This is a genomic window from Streptomyces sp. NPDC005963 (assembly GCF_040638655.1).
Classification (GTDB): domain Bacteria; phylum Actinomycetota; class Actinomycetes; order Streptomycetales; family Streptomycetaceae; genus Streptomyces.
In genome coordinates this window covers 22,937-43,392 of the sequence record NZ_JBEXVD010000010.1, presented here as the reverse complement: position 1 = coordinate 43,392, position 20,456 = coordinate 22,937, and the positions used below count along the sequence as shown (strand labels likewise).

General features: G+C 69.9%; 18 protein-coding genes. 8 read left to right on the top strand and 10 right to left on the bottom strand.

Translation table 11 applies throughout. The annotated features are described in order from the left end of the window. Nucleotides 1-2 precede the first annotated feature (2 nt). Complete coding sequence (locus ABZ348_RS16145) at nt 3-1,565, top strand: iron ABC transporter permease (protein WP_358933409.1); 1,563 nt, start codon at nt 3-5, stop codon at nt 1,563-1,565. Continuing rightward, a complete protein-coding gene (locus ABZ348_RS16140; protein WP_358933407.1) occupies nt 1,562-2,635 on the top strand; it encodes an ABC transporter ATP-binding protein in 1,074 nt (357 codons plus the stop codon). The genes ABZ348_RS16145 and ABZ348_RS16140 overlap by 4 nt, the downstream gene beginning before the upstream one ends. 179 nt (nt 2,636-2,814) lie before the next feature. Here the strand turns inward: ABZ348_RS16140 and ABZ348_RS16135 are convergent, their stop codons facing one another. The 3 genes from ABZ348_RS16135 to ABZ348_RS16125 form a co-directional block, all read right to left on the bottom strand. After that, complete coding sequence (locus ABZ348_RS16135) at nt 2,815-2,973, bottom strand: hypothetical protein (protein WP_358933405.1); 159 nt, start codon at nt 2,971-2,973, stop codon at nt 2,815-2,817. A gap of 111 nt (nt 2,974-3,084) precedes the next feature. Then, on the bottom strand, nt 3,085-3,315 hold the full coding sequence (locus ABZ348_RS16130; protein ID WP_358933403.1) for a hypothetical protein: 231 nt from the start codon (nt 3,313-3,315) through the stop codon (nt 3,085-3,087). A gap of 1,193 nt (nt 3,316-4,508) precedes the next feature. Further along, the gene (locus tag ABZ348_RS16125) at nt 4,509-4,937 is read right to left on the bottom strand and encodes a MarR family transcriptional regulator (protein ID WP_358933401.1); all 429 of its coding nucleotides are present in this window, start codon (nt 4,935-4,937) and stop codon (nt 4,509-4,511) included. Between the two features lie 130 nt (nt 4,938-5,067). Here ABZ348_RS16125 and ABZ348_RS16120 point away from each other — a divergent pair, with 130 nt between their 5' ends. Together ABZ348_RS16120 and ABZ348_RS16115 are read left to right on the top strand one after the other, a co-directional pair. Then, complete coding sequence (locus ABZ348_RS16120) at nt 5,068-5,943, top strand: MBL fold metallo-hydrolase (RefSeq protein ID WP_358933399.1); 876 nt, start codon at nt 5,068-5,070, stop codon at nt 5,941-5,943. A gap of 288 nt (nt 5,944-6,231) precedes the next feature. Further along, a complete protein-coding gene (locus ABZ348_RS16115) occupies nt 6,232-7,497 on the top strand; it encodes a cytochrome P450 (RefSeq protein WP_358933398.1) in 1,266 nt (421 codons plus the stop codon). Between the two features lie 225 nt (nt 7,498-7,722). Here ABZ348_RS16115 and ABZ348_RS16110 read toward each other — a convergent pair whose 3' ends face one another. Then, nucleotides 7,723-8,937 (bottom strand): cytochrome P450, encoded by a 1,215-nt coding sequence (locus tag ABZ348_RS16110; RefSeq protein WP_358933396.1) that lies wholly within the window; start codon nt 8,935-8,937, stop codon nt 7,723-7,725. A 528-nt stretch (nt 8,938-9,465) separates the two neighbouring features. Beyond that, entirely contained in the window at nt 9,466-10,359 is an 894-nt protein-coding gene (locus ABZ348_RS16105) for a hypothetical protein (RefSeq protein WP_358933394.1), read from the bottom strand. 106 nt (nt 10,360-10,465) lie between these two features. Here ABZ348_RS16105 and ABZ348_RS16100 point away from each other — a divergent pair, with 106 nt between their 5' ends. Together ABZ348_RS16100 and ABZ348_RS16095 are read left to right on the top strand one after the other, a co-directional pair. Then, nucleotides 10,466-12,679 carry a prolyl oligopeptidase family serine peptidase gene (locus tag ABZ348_RS16100; protein ID WP_358933392.1) on the top strand — a complete coding sequence of 738 codons (2,214 nt, stop codon included), beginning with the start codon at nt 10,466-10,468 and terminating at the stop codon, nt 12,677-12,679. An 85-nt stretch (nt 12,680-12,764) separates the two neighbouring features. Beyond that, nucleotides 12,765-13,208 carry a Rieske (2Fe-2S) protein gene (locus tag ABZ348_RS16095; protein WP_358933390.1) on the top strand — a complete coding sequence of 148 codons (444 nt, stop codon included), beginning with the start codon at nt 12,765-12,767 and terminating at the stop codon, nt 13,206-13,208. 20 nt (nt 13,209-13,228) lie between these two features. On the opposite strand, the gene ABZ348_RS16090 is transcribed toward ABZ348_RS16095, so the two are convergent. Next, the gene (locus tag ABZ348_RS16090) at nt 13,229-14,128 is read right to left on the bottom strand and encodes a LysR family transcriptional regulator (protein WP_358933388.1); all 900 of its coding nucleotides are present in this window, start codon (nt 14,126-14,128) and stop codon (nt 13,229-13,231) included. Nucleotides 14,129-14,202: 74 nt separating this feature from the next. Between ABZ348_RS16090 and ABZ348_RS16085 the strand changes: the two genes are divergently transcribed. Then, on the top strand, nt 14,203-15,306 hold the full coding sequence (locus tag ABZ348_RS16085; RefSeq protein ID WP_358933387.1) for a DMT family transporter: 1,104 nt from the start codon (nt 14,203-14,205) through the stop codon (nt 15,304-15,306). A 114-nt stretch (nt 15,307-15,420) separates the two neighbouring features. Here the strand turns inward: ABZ348_RS16085 and ABZ348_RS16080 are convergent, their stop codons facing one another. Next, the gene (locus ABZ348_RS16080) at nt 15,421-16,752 is read right to left on the bottom strand and encodes an aminotransferase class I/II-fold pyridoxal phosphate-dependent enzyme (protein WP_358933386.1); all 1,332 of its coding nucleotides are present in this window, start codon (nt 16,750-16,752) and stop codon (nt 15,421-15,423) included. A gap of 60 nt (nt 16,753-16,812) precedes the next feature. Between ABZ348_RS16080 and ABZ348_RS16075 the strand changes: the two genes are divergently transcribed. Beyond that, nucleotides 16,813-17,469 (top strand): pyridoxamine 5'-phosphate oxidase family protein, encoded by a 657-nt coding sequence (locus tag ABZ348_RS16075; protein WP_358933385.1) that lies wholly within the window; start codon nt 16,813-16,815, stop codon nt 17,467-17,469. Nucleotides 17,470-17,580: 111 nt separating this feature from the next. Here ABZ348_RS16075 and ABZ348_RS16070 read toward each other — a convergent pair whose 3' ends face one another. The 3 genes from ABZ348_RS16070 to ABZ348_RS16060 all read right to left on the bottom strand — a co-directional run bounded on the left by ABZ348_RS16070 (nt 17,581) and on the right by ABZ348_RS16060 (nt 20,363). Then, the gene (locus tag ABZ348_RS16070) at nt 17,581-18,516 is read right to left on the bottom strand and encodes an EamA family transporter (RefSeq protein ID WP_358933699.1); all 936 of its coding nucleotides are present in this window, start codon (nt 18,514-18,516) and stop codon (nt 17,581-17,583) included. Nucleotides 18,517-18,723: 207 nt separating this feature from the next. After that, the gene (locus ABZ348_RS16065; protein WP_358933384.1) at nt 18,724-19,746 is read right to left on the bottom strand and encodes an EamA family transporter; all 1,023 of its coding nucleotides are present in this window, start codon (nt 19,744-19,746) and stop codon (nt 18,724-18,726) included. A gap of 74 nt (nt 19,747-19,820) precedes the next feature. Further along, the gene (locus tag ABZ348_RS16060; RefSeq protein ID WP_358933382.1) at nt 19,821-20,363 is read right to left on the bottom strand and encodes a Clp protease N-terminal domain-containing protein; all 543 of its coding nucleotides are present in this window, start codon (nt 20,361-20,363) and stop codon (nt 19,821-19,823) included. Between the last annotated feature and the right edge of the window lie 93 nt (nt 20,364-20,456).

Here is a 20,456-nt window from a genome sequence, read left to right as displayed (position 1 = left end):
ACATGAAAGCCAACCGCCCCCTGCTCGTGCGCCGTCCTGTCACCGCCCAGTTCGCGGCGGCAGGACGGCGTCGGCCTCCCCTGGTCCTGCTGCTCCCTGCCATCGCGGCGGCACTGCTCGCCCTGCTGCCGCTCGGCTACCTCGGCGTGCGGGCGATGGAACACGGTTGGGGCTACGCCTGGGACATCGTCACCGAGCGCCGCACGCTCGAACTCCTCGTTCGCAGCCTCCAGTTGACCGCGATCGTCGTCTTCGCCTGTCTGGTGCTCGGTGTCTCCCTCGCCTGGCTGACGGTCCGCACCCGTCTGCCGGGCCGGCGGCTCTGGGCAGTGCTTGCCACCTTGCCACTGGCGGTGCCCAGCTATGTGGCGGCCTTCACCTGGATATCCGCAGCGCCCTCACTGGCCGGTCTGCCCAGCGCGGCGATCACCCTGACCTTCGCCTGCTCCCCCTATGTGTTCCTTCCGGTCGCAGCGGCGCTGCGCGGCATCGACCCCGCGCAGGAAGACGCGGCACGGTCGCTGGGCAGCGGGTCGTTCCGCGTCTTCTGGCGGATCACGCTTCCGCAGCTACGGCCCGCCGCGGCAGGCGGAGCGATCCTCGTCGCCCTGTACGTACTCTCCGACTTCGGCTCGGTGTCGATCACGCGCTACGACACCTTCACCCGGGCCGTGCACTCCTCCTACCAGGCAAGCTTTGACCGGACCCCGGCCGCGGTCCTCGGCTGTGTCCTGGTCGCCATGACCGTGCTGCTCGTGATGGCGGAGAACCGCACGCGCGGTCGCGCCGGTCACTCCCGTACCGGACGGGGCAGCGCCCGCCCACCGGTCCCCCTCAGCCTCGGCTGGTGGAGGGTTCCCGCGCTCGTCTGGTGCACCGCCGTCTCCGCGGCGGCTGTCGGCTTCCCCCTCGCGACCCTCGGATACTGGCTCACGATCGGCAATTCAGGCTGGGACCCGGAACGCCTGTGGTCCGCCACCCTCGCCACACTCACCGTCGCCGCGGTCGGGGCAGCCGTCACCACCCTGCTCGCACTGCCCGTGGGTGTGCTCTCAGCCCGCCACCGGGGACGGGCGGCCCGGTTCCTGGAGCAATCCGTGTACGCCGGGCACGCCGTGCCGGGAATCACCGTGGGCCTCGCCCTGGTCTTCTTCTCGGTCCGCTACGCCTATCCGCTCTACCAAGAGCTCCCCCTCCTGATCGCCGCCTATGTCGTGCTGTTCCTGCCGGTCGCGGTGGCATCCGCCCGCGCCGCGGTTCTCCAATCCCCGCCCGTGCTGGAGGACGTGGCACGTTCCCTGGGACGCTCACCCTTGAGGGTCCTGCGCGAGATCACCGTCCCCCTGGCGGCCCCGGGCATCGGAGCCGGTGCGGCCCTCACCTTCGTCGTCATCATGAAGGAACTCCCGGCGACCCTGCTGCTCCGCCCCACCGGCACCGACACCCTCGCCACCCGGTTGTGGACGGAGACCGGGGCCGGAGCCTTCGCAGGTGCGGCGCCCTACGCCGCGGCCATCGTCCTGCTCGCCGCCATACCCTCGTACCTGCTCGGAAGGCGCACATGACCGGACTGCGCATATCTGCGGTGACCACGTCGTACGGGCGGGGCGCACGAGTCCTCGACCGCCTTGACCTCACGGTCCCCGACGGTGAACTGACCGCCGTGCTCGGCCCGTCCGGCTGCGGAAAGACCACCCTCCTGCGGGTCGTGGCGGGGTTCCTCACACCGGACACGGGTGAGATCTCCCTCGGCGAGCGCATGGTCAGCGGCCCCGGCGTCCACGTCCCGCCGGAGCGCCGCGGCGTCGGCATCGTCGCCCAGGAGGGAGCCCTCTTCCCCCATATGGACGTCGCGCGGAACGTGGCCTTCGGACTCCGGGGGGTCGACCGGGCCGAACGCCGGGCCCGGGCCGCCGAGATGCTGGAACTCGTCGGTCTCGGCAGCTACGGCACCCGAATGCCGCACGAGTTGTCCGGCGGGCAGCAACAGCGCGTCGCCCTCGCCCGTGCGCTGGCACCCCGCCCGGCACTGGTGCTGCTCGACGAACCTTTCAACGCGCTCGACAGCGCCCTGCGCGCCGGGCTGCGGTCCGATGTCCGCACCGCGCTGCGGGCAGCCGGCACCACCGCCCTCCTCGTCACCCACGATCAGGAAGAGGCCCTTTCGTCCGCGGACCGGATAGCGGTGATCCGCGACGGCAGGGTCGTCCAGACCGGCACGCCCCAGGAGGTGTACGCACGGCCCGCGGACGCCTGGGTCGCCTCCTTCATCGGAGCGGCCGTCCTGCTGCCCGCCGAAGTGGAAGCGGGTCACGCGATCACCGCCCTCGGCCGGATTCCCCTGTCCGAACCCACGCCGGGGGAAACGCGGACAGGCACCGTCGTCCTGCGTCCGGAACAGCTACGACTCGTCCCCGCCTCCGAGGCATCCGTCACCCGCGGCCATGTGACCGAGGTGCGCTACCACGGCCACGACGCCCTGGTCCTCCTCGACACCGACGGTTCGAGCACCCCCATCACGGTCCGGACCACGGGGCCGATCACCGTTCGCGCAGGCGACGAGGCCGGAGTACGCGTCACGGGGACAGCGATCCTCCACCCGCACCGGAATCCTCTCCCAGACAGGGCCGGCTGAGCCGAGCCGCGGGAACGCCGACGACGGACATGGAGCGTGCTCGCTCTCCGTATACCTGACCGGCGCTGACGTCGGGCGCCGGTTGCCCGCCTTGCCCCGTGGCGGGTGGCTGGTTCGCCGGTTCGCCGGTTCGCCGGTTCGCCGGAGATGGTGGGCGGGCCGAGCGACGGAGGGCGCGGTTACGCCTGCGGGTTCCGTCTCTGGAAGCTGAACCGCACCAGCACGGCCCCGATGACGACCAAGAGCGCGCCAAGCGCAGCGATCCATCCGGCTCCGGTCGTCAGGCCCCCGATCGCCAGGGCGGTGGTGCCGGCGTGCGCGAGGTGCCCTCCGTACATGCGTGTCCCTGACCTTCCCCTGAGGGTGCGCCCTCAATTGCATGGCTGATACGGCATGTCACCATGCGCACCCGGCAGATCCAGCGCCTCGATGCGCGCTCTTCATATGAATCACTCCAACGGTGCACCGTGTTGGCCATGGTGAGGCCGACACGGTGCACGCAGATCGCTGTCGCCGATGGCGGGCAGGAGTGCGTCGATGTCGTCCCGGAGCACGCCGTGTGCACTGGGGAATCCGGTGCTGATGCCGTCGGCGAACGACGTCGGCGGGAGTCCACCGGGGGTCGCGGGCACGAAGACCTTGATGCCGCCGCTCGGCTGCGGGCCCTGAATCTGGGGCATGGTGATCGCCTGTCCGATGCCCGTCAGTCGGTCCCTGGAACGTTGGATCGGTAGGGATGCCGCCTCAACCGAGGCGCTTCCCGCATGGATCACGGATTCGCGCGGGATCTCGCACGCGGGAGTAACTTGGTGAGTGTCTGCTGAACGGACCGGACGGGCGCGCCGAGGTGTTTGCTCGGGTCCATCGCCGCCATCTCGCGGTCCACCGCGGCGCGTGCCGGCGGCCGGTCCCGGCACCGGTTTCTGTTCGGGGAGCCCCGACCGTCGCCCGGACCGGGGCCTGCGGCGGCCGACGGTCGGAGCGGGCCGCGGTGCACCGTCGGAAGGAGGTGGGGTCGATGGACTCGGAACGGTGGGCGGCGTCAGCGGCGGGTCTCCTCGGCCGGTTGGCACACGGTGGAGGGCGTCGCCTGTTGTTTGTCGGAGCGTGTTTCGATGCCCCCTGCCGACGTTCCCAGAAGCACGAAGATCAGTGACCCGACAACGCCCCCGACGGTGACAGCTTGGACGAGATCACCCCGTTGTGGTGACATCCCGGGTCGCGCCGGGCGTTGGCTCCAGCGAAAGATCACCAGCCCAGCAAGAATTGCCGCTCCGAGGGCTGAAAGCGCTGTTGCGCTCATGTGTAGTGTCATTGAAGGGCCTTTCGTGGGCTCCAGGGCCTGCCCACTCCGCATCCGGCCAGAGAGCATGAGTGGGCAGGCCCTACCTGGGACTTTTCCGATAGCCGATACGGCACTGTGCCTTCGATCCTTTCGTAGGCACGTCGGATTTCCTACGGGACATGGGCAGTCGCAAGGCGCACAGGGGGCGCCTTGCTTCGGTTCTGACCTGTGGCGGGGGCACAGAGGGGCATGGAGGGGCGCATGCCCTGCACAGTTCCGATGACGATGCCTCAACCGTTGGACTTGTCCGGCAGTGCCCATGTGCACCGAATATCTGGGCACCCGTTCCGGTTGGCAGGGCCTTGCGACTGTCTCAGGGGTGACTTGCTTCGCTTGTTGAGGCGGATGCGACCGGCACACCACGGCGAGTGCGCCCCGTCGTTCGGTCCGGTGGGTGGCTGCTGCCCGGACGGTACTCAGCTCAGAGCCGTGTGATCTGGGTGGGGTGGTTTGCACTGGTCTCGGACTCGCCCCTCCGGTCAGGAGTTGGGCATCGGGGCCGATCCCGTCCCCCGCGACCGACGTCGGCTAGGAACGCGTGATCGCTTGCTCAAGAAGGCTCCGGAGCACACGTTGCTGTTCCTGGCTGAGACCGGCCAACGGCGAGTCCTGGACGAGGAGTTCGAGGAGCCGCTCGCGCGAGGCGCTGCCCGCCGCAGTGAGGACAAGGCGCTTGGCACGGCGGTCAGTGGGATGCGCGCGGCGCTCGACCAGGCCCTGTTTCTCCAGCTTATCGATGACGAAGGTGGCGTTGGAGGGCTCGCATCTCATGCGTTCGGCGAGCTCTCCCATGGTCATCGGCTCGGTCATCTCCCGCAGCGCGGTCGCCTGTGCCGCGGTGAGGCCCAGTGTGACGGCGCGTTCGCGTGCATGGTCGGCGATCTGATGGGCCAACCCGTTCACCAAGCAGCACAGCTCTCGCTCAGCGATGGCGTGCGGCTCCGATGGCGTCGTCATGAGCTCACTCTAACAAGTCCATCAAGCAACAATATTTCTAGCTTGCATGGTTCTAGCTTGACGCTTATGGTCGTCACCGTCGCCCGCGACGGGCGCGACGACGACCCAACAGAGCCCAAGGGAGAGGGATATGACACATTCCACGATGGACCGGGACGAGCGACCTCCGCGGTCGTCTGGGGTCCGTTCGGTACAGCTCGGCGACACGAGGGTGTCCTATGTGCCGGATGGAGCGGTGGAGTTGCGGCCACGCGACTTAATCCCCGACATGACCGACGAGATGTGGGCCGCCCACTCGGAGCACCTGGACGAGTCCGGCAACCTGGTGGCGAGCATCGGCGGCCTGCTGGTGGAGAACGGCGACCGCGCGCTGTTGATCGACGCGGGGTTCGGACCCCAGTCGTGGCCGCCCGCGCCGGACGGCCCGCGCGGCGCGATCCACGGAGGTGCGCTCCTGGAGAGCCTGGCCCAACTCGGCCGCACGCCCGAGCAGATCGAAGCCGTGGCCATCACTCATCTGCATCCCGATCACACCGGTTGGGCCTGGCATCCCGCGCCCGGCACCGACCGGCCCGCATTCGCCCATGCCGACTACCTGGTGTCCGAACCGGAATGGGCCCGGCGCGACCTCCTCCAGGCAGAGGAGGTCGCGATCCTGGCCCCGCACGTCCGCACCGTTGTCGACGGGCAGGAGGTCTTCCCGGGCGTACGGATGCGGATCACAGCCGGTCACTCGCCCGGCCACGCCGAGTACGTCATCACCTCGGGCGGGCAACGGCTGATCGCTTTCGGTGACGCCCTGCACTCACCGATCCAAGTCGCCCACCCCGAATGGTCCACCACCTTCGACCACGATCCCGTCCGTGCCGCCGACCACCGCCGCCAACTCGTCGCAGAGCTGGCAGAACCCCACACGATCGGCTTCGGCATCCACTTCGCCGACGTGGTGTTCGGCCGTGTCGGACGGGACGACAACGGTCTCGTTTGGCACCCTCTGGACGTCTGACGGTGAAGAGGTGAATGGTCGCCCTACTGATGCGCCCGACCGACGCCTTCCACCGACTTGTCGGGCGTACCACTGGCCACCGTGACACTCGGGACCACGAGGCACTGCCGCAACTCCCGTTCACAACACCACCGTTCTCGGGGCATCCGGACGTTCATCCAGCAGCACCGGGGCGAGCACCCCCGGTGCCCTGCCTCCTTCCGTGCTCGCCACCGTGCACCGCAGGTCCACCAACTACCTGCACCGGACACGGGAAGCGAGATGCTCCTCTGGTGCTAGCGTGCGGCAGTGCCCACTTCCACAACACCCACAACGCTGCTCTCCGTACTGAGGCCCCGGAACCAGGACCGTCTCTACGACTTCTACCGGGACCTGCGGAGCGTCGACGACCTCTACTGGGACCGTCGTCTACACGCCTGGGTTGCCACCAGTCATGCCGTGGTCAGCAGCACCGCAAGTGATCCGCGCTTCTCCTCCGTACGCTATCCGGACATCGAGGCGGTCTCCGAGGAACTGCGGCCACTGGCCCGGGTCCTGAGCCAGCAGATGCTCTACAGCGACGCCCCTGACCACGCCCGCTTACGCTCACTGCTCAGCAGGGCCTTCACCTCACGGGCCGTGGCGGGGCTACGCGACCGGATATCCGTTGCAGTCGACGAGATCTTCACCCGCGCGGCGCCGACCGGTCGGCTGGACATCGTCGCCGACCTCGCCCGGCCTCTGCCCCTGGCTGTCATCTGTGACCTCCTGGGCGTACCGGAGGAGGACCGAAGCACTCTTTCCGCCTGGTCCGACCCCATCGCCGCGGCCATCGGCAGTTCCCGGCTCGGCGCCGACGACAGTCGAGCCGCCTCGCAGAGCATGGCGCAGATGCTCACCTATCTCCGCGGGCTGCTCACCCGCAAGGACGGACCTCCAGCACCCCACACCCTGCGCGCGCTGCTGGCCACGGGGACCGACAACCCCGACCAGGACTTCGATGAACTCCTCGCCAACTGCGCCCTGCTCCTGATCGCCGGCCACGAGACCACCACGCACTTCATCGGCAACGCCGCCCTCGCCCTCCTGGACCACCCACAGGCCGCGGACCAACTGCGCAACCGGATGGATCTGCTCCCCGCTGCCGTCGAGGAACTCCTGCGCTACGACAGCCCGGTGCAGCTGATGCTGCGCAGGGCTCGACACGATCTGGAGCTGGCAGGTCGTTCCATCGCCGCAGGACAGGCGGTGCTCCTCGTGTGCGGCGCCGCCAACCGTGATCCGGCGGCCTTCCCGGATCCCGACGTGCTGGACTTCCAGCGCCCCAGCGGACGGCACGTGGCCTTCGGGTACGGACCGCACTTCTGCCTCGGCGCCGCGCTGGCCAGACTGGAAGGCGTCGTCGTCCTGGAGGCACTGCTCACCCGCCTGCCCGACTGGAAGCTCCACGGCGCCCCGCCGAGTTGGCAGTCCAGTCTCAACTTCCGAGGACTGACCAGCCTGGACATCGCCTTCACTCCGTCCCCGGAGCATCTGGGCAGCTGTACGCCGGCCCAGCAGACAGCGTCCGGGTGAGCGGGAGGGGACCGTATCCGGCCAATCAAAAGCAAGCGCAGGGCGGGCAGCCGTCGTGCCCCCGGCGCCCTACGAGGGGGCGGCTGGCGGATACCGGCCTTGCGTTCGCCGGGTCCGTACGGCTGCCCTCATCCGGGAACGCGTCGACGCTCTGGGCGGGCTGTGAACGGCGGAAGAGTGGCACCGACACGGCAACGCCCCGTATCGACCCGACCCGGCGAACTCTCAGACACGAGGATGGATGACGGCGGTCATCGGCCCGTCCGGCGAGACGCTGATGCCGAAGATCGCCCCCGTAGGGAGGGTCGCGAACCGGGGCGTGCAGGTGGGGAGCAGATGATCGAGGAGTGCAACGATCTCGCGCAGTGTGAACTGCATCCCGAGACAGGCTCGCGGTCCGAGACCGAAGGGGTAGTACGCGCCGGGCTGGGCGGCGTGGCCACCCGTGGTGAGGAAGCGCTGGGGGCGGAACGACTCGGGGTCCGGCCACAGCACAGGGTCGCGGTGGGTGAGGTAGGGGCAGCCCAGGACGCTGCTGCCCGCTTCGACCCGATAGCCGTTCACGACGTCGTCTTGGAGGGCGTGGCGGGGCAGCAGCCAGACGGCCGGGTAGAGCCGCAGCGTTTCGCTGATCAGCGCCCGGATCGCCGCCGCACGGGCCGGAGATCCGGGCGACCCGGCCGCGAGCACCCACGCGTGCTGCTCGGGATGCCGGGCCAGCAGGAGGAACAGCCACGTCAGGGTGGTCGCCGTCGTTTCGTGACCGGCGACCAGCAGGGTGACCAGTTCGTCGCGGATCAACTTCGGGGTGTATTCGGGATGTTCCACCGACGCGTCCAGCAGGACGTGCAGCAGGCCCGGTCCGGCAGGTCCCGCCGCACCGGTGCGCGCGGTTTCGATGGCCCGTTCGGCGACGGCATCGATTCTCGCGAGGTTGGCCAGCAGCAAGGGCGTGAGGTCGACGGTGTCCGACGGGGATGCCGGGAGGGAGGCGAAGACCTCCTGGGCGGCGAGGAGTTCATGGTAGGTCTCCTCGTCGAGTGCGTGGCCGGTGAGCGTGCGCCAGATGGTGTCGAGGGCGAAGAACCGCATGTCCTCGGCGACGTCACGCGGTTCGGCGGTCGAGGCGCTGTGTTCCCAACGGCCGGCCGTTCGCCGTGCGGCGTCGCGGATGCGTTCCTCGTATCGCCGGATGCCCCGGCCGGTGAACTGGGACTGGAGGATGCGGCGTTGCTTCTTCCACCGATCTCCGCTGGTGGACACCACTCCGTCGCCGACGAGGACGCGTGCGCGGTGGGAACGTTTCACATAGCGGTCCGGGTGCTGGGCGAAGACGTGCCGTACGGCTTGTGGATCCGTGACCAGCACGGACGTCCGTGATCCCGAGCGGAACGTACTGACCCCTCCCAGGGCGTGGGCCTGGGTCAGCAGGTCGATCAACGGGGCTCCAGTGGCACGCCATCGCCGCACCAGGGAGGGGGCCAGTTCGGGCGGAGCCGAAGCGACCGGCGCACCGTTTCGATCCAAGACTGCCGGGACGCTGTCCGTGGGCTCGGGCGTCGTCAACGCGATCCTCCTGCTCCAGCGGAGTCGGCGGAGTCCGGCCGACCCCCACTGCACCGAGCCGCACACCACCACGGTAGCTCACCGAAGGTGTTCGATCACGTTCCGTTCCGTCCGTTCGTACGGTGAACGGACGGACACCCCATGAAGCCCGACGCCCCCCCGGAACCTACCAGCCCGTGGGCCCCTGTCACTTCGCGGTTCACCTCGCCCGGCTCGACGGTCCCGTACGGCCCCCGACGGCGGCCGGGCCACACCCCTTCCTCTACAACGCGCCGGCCCTCGCAGATGTCTGCCGGCCCTCCGCTGACCCCGCCCACTTCCCACTGTCGGACCCCTGGCGCGCTCCAGCACCCCCGGCCCGCTCCGCAGTGCGGGCCGCGCGGTCGCCCTGCTCGGACATGGTCAACCGATGGGGAGCCAGAAACCGATCAGGTCGATCAGCTCGACGAGTTCGACCAGACCGAGGTAGCCGACCACCACCGGAGAGACGATCACCGGCGCGGCCAACACCAGGAACACCAGCATCCGGCGAACGAGACTCCACAGGGTGGCGGTCCCCACTCGGGAAAGGTCGCTGCGGTCCGGATCGTAGGTGATCTCTGCCACGGAGGGTCCGCCCCCCAGGCTGTCGCAGGTGCGTTCCCTGCCGTGGGTGTCGGTGAAGTTGTAGACGTACCTGGTCCCCCCGGAGTTGAAAGTACGGGTCAGCCGTCCCAGCACGGTGATCCCGTGCATCCGCAGCCGCCACCACTCCTCGATCAGCCCCCACAGCACCGGCGTGACCATGCAAGCGATGCCCGCCAGCCCTGGCGAGATGATCCAGTAGGTCAGGGCGAGTCCAGCGGTCAAACCGCTCCCGTCCCCGGGTTCGTAGAGAAGAACGGTCACCAGCCACGCCAGGAACAGCAGATATGCGCCGATGACGATCGTCCGGGGCCGAGGCGGCTGGCGCTGTTTGCGACGTTCCAACCGCTCCACGGTCACCGGGGCGGAGTCCTCCGCCTGCCGCTCTCCCGCATCCCGTGCGGTCAACTCCGCGCGCAGCGAGGCCGCGAAGGCATCCACGGCCGGAACACTGCGGCACTTCACAAGTTGGAGAGCCGTGGGCTCCCGGGTGGTCAGTACCACGGCGAGGACCCGTCCCCGCCGCCCCCGGACCTCCACCCGCTCGATCAGGGCGACCGGTATCCGACGCCGCTCCCTGCGGCCCTGCACCACCAACGCCCCGGAGTCCAGCCGGGCGCTGACGCCTCTGCGACCGTGAAGTACCAGCTGGGATGCGGTTTCGGGATCCATCGGTGCACCGTAGGCCACATCCACGATCCGGAGGAATAGTCCGGAAGCGGAGAGGCCGAAGGATATCCGGTTGCCAACCGCCAGACCGCAGTGCCAACGATTCCCCATGACCGAGACGCAGAGCAACACCCCACCGCATGACGATGAACCCCTCGTGCCCACCGCCGACGACACCGGTCGGACGGTCGACGAAGTGCGCGTCGCCGTAGCGGACTTCCCCCGCCAGTTCGCCCGTACCCATCGGTTCGGCCTGGGTGTGCCCCGGCACTTCACCGTCTCACCGGACGGCCGCCGGGTGCTGTTCGTCCGCAGCACCGGCGGTGACGATCCGCTCGGTCGGCTGTGGCTCTATGAGAACGGCGCCGAGCGGCTGCTCGTCGATCCGGCCGCGTTGCCGCGGCAGGGCGGCGACCTTCCCGCGGCGGAGCGGACCCGTCGTGAAAGGGCACGCGAGAGTGGGTCCGGAGTGGTGTCGTACACGACCGATGCGGCGGTCCGGATCGCCGTCCTCAGTTTGGGCGGTGAGCTGTGGACGGTGGGAACCGATGGCGGTGCACCGTGTCGGGTACTCACTGCGGGGCCGGTGGTGGACCCCCGTCCGTCACCCGACGGAAGTCTGATCGCATACGTGACCGGGGGTGCCCTCCATGTGGTGGGCGTCGACGGAAGCGACGACCGCGCGTTGGCGGTGCCGGAGACCTCCGAGGTGACCCATGGGCTGAGCGATCACGCCTCCGCGGAATCCATGGGGCGCTCACGCGGCTACTGGTGGTCGCCCGACGGGACGGACCTGCTGGTGGCACGGGTCGACAACTCCCCCGTACAGCGTTGGTACATCGCCGATCCGGCCGAACCGGGGAAGCCGCCGACCGAGGTCGCCTATCCCCTGGCCGGAACCGCGAACGCCGTGGTCTCCCTGCATCTGGTGCCCGTCTCCGGGGGCGTGTCGCGGGCCGTGCGATTGCCGGGATCCGCACCCCGGGAACTCCACCCGGCGGGCGAGTGGACGGATATGACGTTCGAGTACGTGCCGGTCGCCGGTTGGGACGGGCTCGGCCCCTTCGCCCAGGTGCAGACCCGGGACCAACGGACCGTACAACTGCTCGCCATCGACCGACGCACCGGTGCGACCCGAGTGCTCGACCAGTGGCACGACCCCGCCTGGGTGGAGTTGGTGCCCGGGGCGCCGATCCGGATGCCCTCCGGAGACATGGCCCGCACCTTCATCGCGGAGGACGAACTGACGGGACTGCGCGTGGGAGGGGTGTCCAGCCCGCCGGGGGTGAACGTACGGGAGGTGGTGGACGCGGCCGGAGAGCAGCTCCACTTCCTTGCCAACGAGGATCCGACGGAGGTCCACGTCTGGCGCTACGACCCGGTCGACGGCTTCACCCGCATCAGCCGGGGTCCAGGCGTGCATCACGCACACATCGGCGGTGACACGGTGGTGTTGGACAGTTGGACGCCATCGGGACGGACGGTTTCGGTGACCAGCGGGGGCGTGGAGGTCGGCCGGATCGCCGTCCTGGCTGCCAAGCCGCTGGTCACGCCCCGGCCGATGTTCCTCCGTCTCGGCGAGCGCGAACTCCGCAGTCAGCTGTATCTCCCCTCCTGGTACGAGCGGGGTTCCGGCCGGCTTCCCGTACTGCTCAACCCCTACGCGGGGGCGGGGTTCCAACTGGTGGTGCGGGCGAAGGCGTGGTGGACGTGCGTATCGCAGTGGTTCGCCGAACAGGGGTTCGCGGTGTTGGTGACCGACGGCAGGGGCACTCCGGGCCGGGGCCGCGCGTGGGAGAAGGCCATCCGGGGCGACCGGCTGACGCCCGCCCTCCAGGACCAGATGGACGCCCTGCACGCGGCTGCGGAACGGTTCCCGGATCTCGATCTCGGGTCGGTGGCCATCCGGGGGTGGTCGTACGGCGGCTATCTGGCGGCGGGGGCGGTGTTGCGGCACCCGGAGGTGTTCCATGCGGCGGTGGCCGGTGGCGCGCCCACGGATCGCCGTCTGTACGACACCCATTGGGAGGAGCGTTTCCTCGGGCATCCGGAGGTGTTCCCGGATGCCTACCGGCGCAGTTCGCTCGTCCCGGACGCACATCGGCTGTCCCGTCCGCTGCTGCTGGTCCACGGTGTGGCCGACGACAACGTGCACATCGCCCACACCCTGCGGCTCTCCGCCGCACTGGTCGCCGCCGGCCGTCCGCACGCTGTGCTGCCCCTGTCGGGGGCGACCCATCTGGTGACCGGTACGGACCAGGCGAGCGGGCTGCTGGTGTCGGAGGCGGAGTTCCTGAAGCGGTCCCTGGGTCACCCGGGCTGAACGCTGCGGCTCACGGACCCGTACAGCTTCGAGAGATCGGCCATCCTCTCGGCCGCAGCGGAACGTGAGCAGAAGGAGCCAGCGCATGACCGCATCGCAGGATTCGTCCCCGGCCGTCTCCCGTCGCGTCGTCGTCACCGCGGCGGGCGGTGTCGGCCTCGCCGCCGCACTGACCGCCTGTGGCGGCGGCGAGGCCGCCGACCCCGTGGCGACCAAGCCGGCGGGCACACCCGGCGGGGGCGGCGCGGGAACGGAACTCGCCAAGGTGGCCGACATTCCGGAGGGCGGTGGCAAGGTCGTGGGCGATGTGGTGATCACCCAACCGACGGCCGGGGACTTCAAGGCGTTCTCGTCCAAGTGCACCCATCAGGGCTGCCTGGTCAAGGACGTGACGGACAACCTCATCCACTGCCCCTGCCATGACAGCAGGTTCGACGCGAGTGACGGCAGCGTGCGCTCGGGCCCGGCGACCGCGCCCCTGCCGCCGGCTTCGATCACCGTCGAGGGCGGTCTGATCAGGCTGGCGTGACCCGCCATCGGCCGTGCCGGTCAGCGGCGGGCTGCGACGCCCCGCAGCGCTTCGACCGCTGCCCGGATGGAGGGTCTGCGATCGGCGTCCGTCCGCCACACCGCGTACACGTGCCGACGCATCTGGCTGCGGACGGGGACCAGTGCCACCCCTTCGGGCACGGGCCCCCGTCCGAGCCGCGGGGTGACGCAGACGCCGAGGCCCGCGGCGATCAAAGCCAGTTGGGTGTGGTGCTCGCCGGCCAGATGGGCAATGCGGGGCTCGATCCCCCGCGACCGGAGGGTGAACACCAGCCACTCATAGCAGAACTCGCCCTCCGGCCAGGAGACCCATTCGTCGTCGGCGAAGTCTTCGAGGTCGACTTCGGTACGCCCCACGAGGGGATGGTCAGCGGGCATCGCCACGTCGGCGGCGTCATCGAGCAGATGGACCTGGGCGAGGCCGCCGGGCACGGGCAGGCGCTTGTTGCTCCAGTCCAGCACGATCGCAAGGTCGAGATCGCCCCGGATGACCCGGTTGACACTGCGCTCCGGCTCCAGTTCGCAGGAGCGGACGCGCAGTTCGGGATGGTCGGCGCGCAGGGCGGTGATCGCCGCGGGGAACAGCCCCCGGGCGGCCGACGGGAAGGCGCCGATCCGAACCTCGCCGACCACTCGCCCGCGCTGCGCCTCGATGTCGGACTGGGCCAGTTCCACTTGGGAGAGGATGCGGGCGGCGTGGTCCGCGAGGAGCCGGCCGGCATCGGTGAGCCGCACCCCCCGCCCGTTCCTGGTCAGCAGCGGCTGTCCGACCTCCCGTTCCAGCTTCGCCATCTGCTGGGACACCGCGGACGTCGTGACGTGCAGCCCGCCGGCCGCACCGCTGACCGACCCGTAGCGGGCGAGGGCATCGAGCGTGCGGAGGCGCTCCAGATTCAACATATAAGCAACTCTAAATTAACGACTCCAACAATTCTCGCTTGTACTACGAGATGCTTGCAGTGACCCTTGGGGGCATGACCGCCTCTGCTGCCGCCGCGACTCCCCCTCACCCGACCGCCGGAAGACCGCGCGTGGACTGGCGCATCCGCTTCGGGGTGCTGTCCCTGGTATGGGGCTTCAGCTTTCTGCTGATCAAGGTGGGCAACGAGGGCTTCGCGCCCTTCCAGGTCACGCTCGGCAGGCTCTTCTTCGGTACCGCGGTGCTGGCCGTTGCGATGGCGGTACGACGGGAGCGACTGCCGCGGGGGGCGCGGACCTGGCTGCATCTGACGGTCGCCGCCTTCCTGCTGAACTCGCTCCCCTTCTCGCTCTTCGCCTTCGCCGGCCAGAGCATCCCGTCGACCCTCTCGGGCATCTGCAACGCGACCTCACCCCTGTGGGGCATGGCGTTGTCCCTGGTCGCGCTCTCCGAAGACCGCCCCACCCGCCGCAGGGTCGCCGGGCTCGGCATCGGCTTCCTGGGCGTGCTGACGGTCCTCGGCGCCTGGCAGGGCTTCTCGGGGCTCGATGCCCGCGGCACGACCATGGCGCTCCTGGCCGCGCTGAGCTATCCGATCGGTTGGATCTACGTCCGCCGCACCCTGGCCGGGCGTGGCCACTCCCACCTCTCGCTCACGGGCAGCCAGTTGCTCCTGGCCACCGTCCAGTTGGCCGTTGTCACACCGCTGTTCACCAGCGTTCCGGACGCGGTGGCGCTGATGCCCCTGCTCGCGGTGATCGCCTTGGGCGCGCTCGGGACCGGGTTCGCGTTGCTGCTCCAGTACGAACTGGTCGACGAGGTAGGCCCGACGACGGCACAGATGGTCACCTACTTCATTCCCGTCATCGCCACGGCGGCGGGCGTGACGATCCTCGGGGAGCAGTTGGACTGGAACACCCCGGTGGGTGCGGCGATCGTGCTGGCCGGTGCGGCACTGACCCAGAGCCGGGCCAAGGCGCATGCGGTTCCCACGGGTGCGGTGGCGGCGCAGGGCGGACCCGTGCCCGAACTCCCCACTGAACCCCCCGCCGGACCCACGGCCGGAAGCGCTGCGGCGCCGGCCCGTTCGGGTGGCGACGTCACCGCTGCGGCATCCGGCAACACCCTCGCCCCGGCCGGCGGCGCACCGGCTCCATGAGTACACCGACTCCATGAGTGCACCGGCTCCGAAAGGGCATTGGTCGTGCCTTTCCGGTCCTGCCCTTCCGGTCCCACCCCTCCGGTCTGATCCGACGTCGAGCAAGACGGTCGCTCAGCCGTAGCTACGGGCCGGAGCCGGGCCCACGGCCGCTGCCAGCGCCTCGGCCACCCGTGGCACGTCGTCCATCGAGAGACCAGAGACCGTGATCCGCACCCCGGGCGGCGCGACCAACCGGAAGCGAGCGCCCGGAGCGACCGCCCAACCGGATTGGAGCAGTTGGGTCACCGCCCTGGTCTCGTCTGGCACCGGCACCCAGACGTTCATCCCGCTGCGCCCGAACGCATCGACGCCGTGTTCGGCGAGGGCCTGGATCAGTGCCTCGCGCCGCCGTCCGTAGGAGTCGGCGACCGTGAGCGGATCGACCGCGTCCGACGTCCACAGCTGGACGACCGCGCGTTGCAGCAGCCTGCTCACCCAGCCGGGGCCCAGTTGCTGCCGTCCGCCCACGCGATCGACCGTGAGGGCGTCCCCGGTGAAGAACGCGACCCTCAGGTCGGGGCCGTACGCCTTGGCCGTGGAGCGGACGAGAACCCAGTGCTCGGTCGCGCCCGCCAGACAGTTGAGCGGCTGGTCGACAATGGCGTGACCGTGGTCGTCCTCGATGAGGAGCGTGCGGGGGAAGCGGGCGAGGAGGGTCCGCAACTCCCGTGCGCGCAGGGCGCCGATAGCCGCTCCGGTGGGGTTCTGGGCGCGGTCGGTGACGATGAGCGCTCGGGCACCCGCTACGAGGGCCCGTTCGACCTCGGCGGTAAGCGGACCGTTGTCGTCCAGGGCCACGGGTACGGGCGTGAGACCCAGCGCCGGCAGCAGGTCGAGCAGGCTGCCCCAGCCGGGGTCCTCCACGGCCACCGCGTCCCCCGGGCGCAGATGTGCGGCCAGGACGCGTTCGATGGTGTCGAGAGAGCCCGAAGTGACGGCCACGGGTCCGGCAGGCACACCGTCGGCGTCCAGCGAGGCCCTGGCGAGTCGGGCGAACTCCGCGTCCACGGGTGCTTGCCCGTACAACCCGGGTTCCCGCTGGTGGTGTCGGGTCGCGGCGGCGAACGCATCGCCCAGCGACGGCAGAAGTGCGACATCCGGGTTTCCCGCGCTCACATCGCACACCCCGGGCGGGACCTCGACCCGCAGTGAACCGCGCGATGTGCTCGCGGGTCGCGGTCGGATGCGACTGCCCCGGCGTCCCGCGGTCTCGATCACCCCGCGTTCGCGCAGGGTGCGGTAGGCGGCGGCGACGGTGTTGGGGTTCACCCCGAGGCCGGTCGCCAGTTCGCGCATGGGCGGCAGCAGTTCCCCCGGCTCCAGGGCACCGCTGCCCACACCGCTCTCGATGCTCGCGGCAATGTCCGATGCGCGACGCCCAGTGATCCGATACTCTCCTAGCACAAAAGATATTATGCACTAGTGCAATTCAGAGTGCAACTGGAACTGCAAATGGAGACTGCAATGGTGGATTCCTATGAGCCGACCGCCCGGACCATACCCACCCGCTCCCGCGAGCGCGCCTCGTACGACCCGACCGTGGTCCACTCCATCCTCGACGACGGATACCTCTGCCACCTCGGCTTCCTCCGCGACGGTGCACCCGTGGTCCTGCCCACGCTGTACGCACGTATCGGCGACCAGGTGTACGTCCACGGATCGACGGGCTCCCGGCCCCTGCGGATGGCGGGAGCACCGGACCCGGGGTTGGAGGTCTGTGTGACGGTGACCCACGTGGACGGGCTGGTGCTGGCCCGGTCCGCCTTCCACCACTCCATCAACTACCGATCGGTGATGATCCACGGGACCGCCCACCAGGTGACCGACCCGACGGAGAAGGCCAGGGTGCTGGACGCCCTCGTCGACCACGTCCTGCCGGGCCGGGCGCAGGATTCCCGTCCGGCCGACGCCAAGGAGCTGGCGGCGACCGCCGTCCTGCGGCTGACGCTCGCCGAGGTCTCCGCCAAGGTCCGCACGGGCCCGCCGAACGACGATCCGGAAGACGTCGGACTGCCGCACTGGACCGGAGTGCTACCCGTGCGGACCACGTACGGAGAGCCCGAACCTGCACCCGACCTGGCACCGTCGGTACCCCTGCCCGACTATCTGCGGACCCGCTGAGACGGCGAGTGGCACCCATGGGCCGCTGCCGAGCACGGCGACCGCAAAGGGATCGACCGTGCCCCTCCCTTCGGTGACCGGGTGACCTTCCCGGCCACCGAGGAGCAGGACTCAGGCGCGTCGCCCCCGCCGCAACTCCGACAGCGCCAAAGCCGCAACCGAACCGAGCAGCAAGGTGGTCCCCCACACGGTGGCGGCGGTCAACCGCTCCCCCAGGACCAGTACGGCGATCACGGCCGCGCTCACCGGCTCCAGCAGCATCATCACGGACACCGTGGCCGCTCGCACGACCGCGGCCCCCGCGAAATAGAGGACGTACGCCAACGCCGTGGGCACCGCGGCCACATAGGCAAGCAACCACACCACGCGCACCAGGGACTCGGTGTGGGGGACCAACCCCTCGGCGAGCGCCAGCGGAAGCAGTCCGACCGCACCGATCGCGAACGCCCACGCGGTCGTGCCGAGGGAGTCCCCACCCCCGTCCCGGCCCAACCAGCGTGCCAGGAGAGTGATCGCCGCGTAACCTGCGGCGGACAGCAGGGCCAGGACGATGCCCGACGGGCGTACGGTCGCTCCGTCGCCGCCCGTCACCAGCACCAGCAACCCGCCCACGGCACCCAAGACCGCCAGCAGCCCGCCCCCGCCGAGCCGTTCCCCCATCGTGACGCGTGCCCCCACCGCGATCAGCACGGGACCAGCCCCGAGGGTGACGACCGTGGCGACGGCCAGACCCGTCTGCTGAACGGCGGCGAAGTAGGCGCTCTGAAAGACCGTGAGACCGGTTCCCGTGCCCAGGATCCGGATCGTCCTGCGCCGCTTGGACTCGACCGGTCGGACGGCCGGAGCGCGACGGCTGCGCAGGGCGAGCGCACCGAGCAGCAGGAGCAGCCCCGACGCGCACCGCCAGAAGGACAGGGAGAGCGGCCCGAAGTCGCTCACCTCGTAGATCAGTGACGCGGCGGCACCCGCGGTGCCCCAGGCGACGCCGGCGACGGTCAGATAGAGGAGGCTTCGCCCGACGCGCCCGGACGCGGGGGCTCCGGACACAGGGGGCAGCACGACGGCAGGGGTGGAAGACGCATTCGACACGTGGACTCCGTACGACGAACGGAAGGGCTGATCGCTCTGCTCCGTCACACGGGCAGCGACGAGCCACCCGGGACGGGCCCGGGCCGGTCTTCGTCAGGAACCTGCCGCCCGCGCTAGGCGGCAGGAGGCGGCAGTACGGTCGAATGCATGATCGGAACCCTACGGTCAGTTTCGGTCGGCCGACAACCCGGTATCGGTGGTGGTGTTGTCCACGGGCGGCAGGGGGTCGGGCAGGACGACCAGCGGTTTGCCCCCACCGGATGCGACCGGCCCGGAAGGCGGCTTCGGCGCCTGCGACTGTGCGATGAGCGCCCCGAGCAGTACGAGCGAGCCGCCCAGGATCTGCGGCAGGGCCAGGTGTTCTCCCAGCATCACCCAGGCGAGGGCGGTCGCCACGACCGCTTCCAGACACGCGACCACACCGGCGACCTGCGGGGAGAGCCTCCGTACCGAGATCACTCCGGTGACATAGGCGAAGACCGTCGCGATCAACACCACCCAGGCGAGCAGCAACCCGGCCGCCACCTCGGTGTCGCCCATCGACACGTCCCGGCCCAGCAGGGAGAAGTCCATGCCCCAGGGCCGCGCGATCACGGTCAGCACCAGCGCGCCGATCAGCAGTCCGTACGCGATCACGCCGAGGGGGTCGGCACGGTCCTCGGTGTCGCTCCCGTGGTCGGAGAGGATGAAGTAGCAGGCCTGACAGCCTGCGGCGCCGAGAGCGAGCAGCAACCCCAGTACGTCGAAGCTCAGTCCGGCCCACACCTCGACCACACAGGCCAGTCCCGTGACGGCGAGGACCACGCCGAGTGCGGCGGCGCGGGTGACCGGACGGCGTTGGACGAAGCGGATGTAGCCGAGGACCAGGGCGGGGCCGAGGTATTCGACGAGCAGTGCGACCCCGACGGGCAGTCGGGAGATCGAGGCGAAGTAGAACGCCTGGACACCGGCGACGGCGAGCAGACCGAAGCCGAGGAGCAGCGCCGGCTTGCGGCGCAGCAGCGCGCGGTGTCGCCAGGCGAGCGGCAGCATGATCAGGGCCGAGCCGGCCACGCGCAGCCACACGACGTGCAGCGGGTCGAGGCCCGCTTCGATGAGCGGCTTGGCCGCTACCCCTGATCCACCGAAGGCGAACGCCGATGCCAGGGCGATGCCGAGCCCGGCGCTTTTGTGTTGGGACACGTGCATCGGCACATCATGTCAGCGGGAGTCAGGACCGTCGACCCCATGACACATGTCGAGAGTTGGGGCGTGTCCGGGCTTCAGCAGGCTCCCGCGTGCCCGTTGAGCTGCTGGGTGTCCACTCCTGCACGGTTCAGCACCTCCACCGCACGGCAGTCGGGGTCGGACGTGAGCGCCATGAGCAGATCCATGCCGCAGGCCCGGTCCCTCCCCCGGAGCACAGCCCTGCGGCGGGCGGCTTCCATCGCGGAGTGCGCCGACGGGGACCAACCGATGGGGCGGGGCGCCCGCGCGGACGGGGGCGGCGGCGCGCCGGAAACGGGGAGTGCGCCGGAGTCTTCAACCGACCCTTGCCAGCGCAGCCCGTAGCCGATGCTGCGTTGGACGAGATAGCCGAGCACCCGGGCGACGCGGGGTGCGGAGCCGAGTGCGCCGCGCACCTCCGGGTCGGCCTCGATCAGGGAGTGCAGCAGATGAGCGGTGTCGAGTTGGCGGTCACCGTCCCGCACGGCCCTGCGGCGCGCGCCCGCGACCGCCGACACCAACTCTGCGGTGAGCGGCGCGTCCCGTTCGGCGCGGCGGGCGGTGGACTGTCGGGGCAGCCGGGAAGGAGGGCTCTGCACATCTCCCACCCCATCAGCCGGAGCGGCCCGAATCGTCGCCATCGGGGCCCATGTCGACCTCCGACGGAGGTCGGGGACCGACGACCGGGTTGT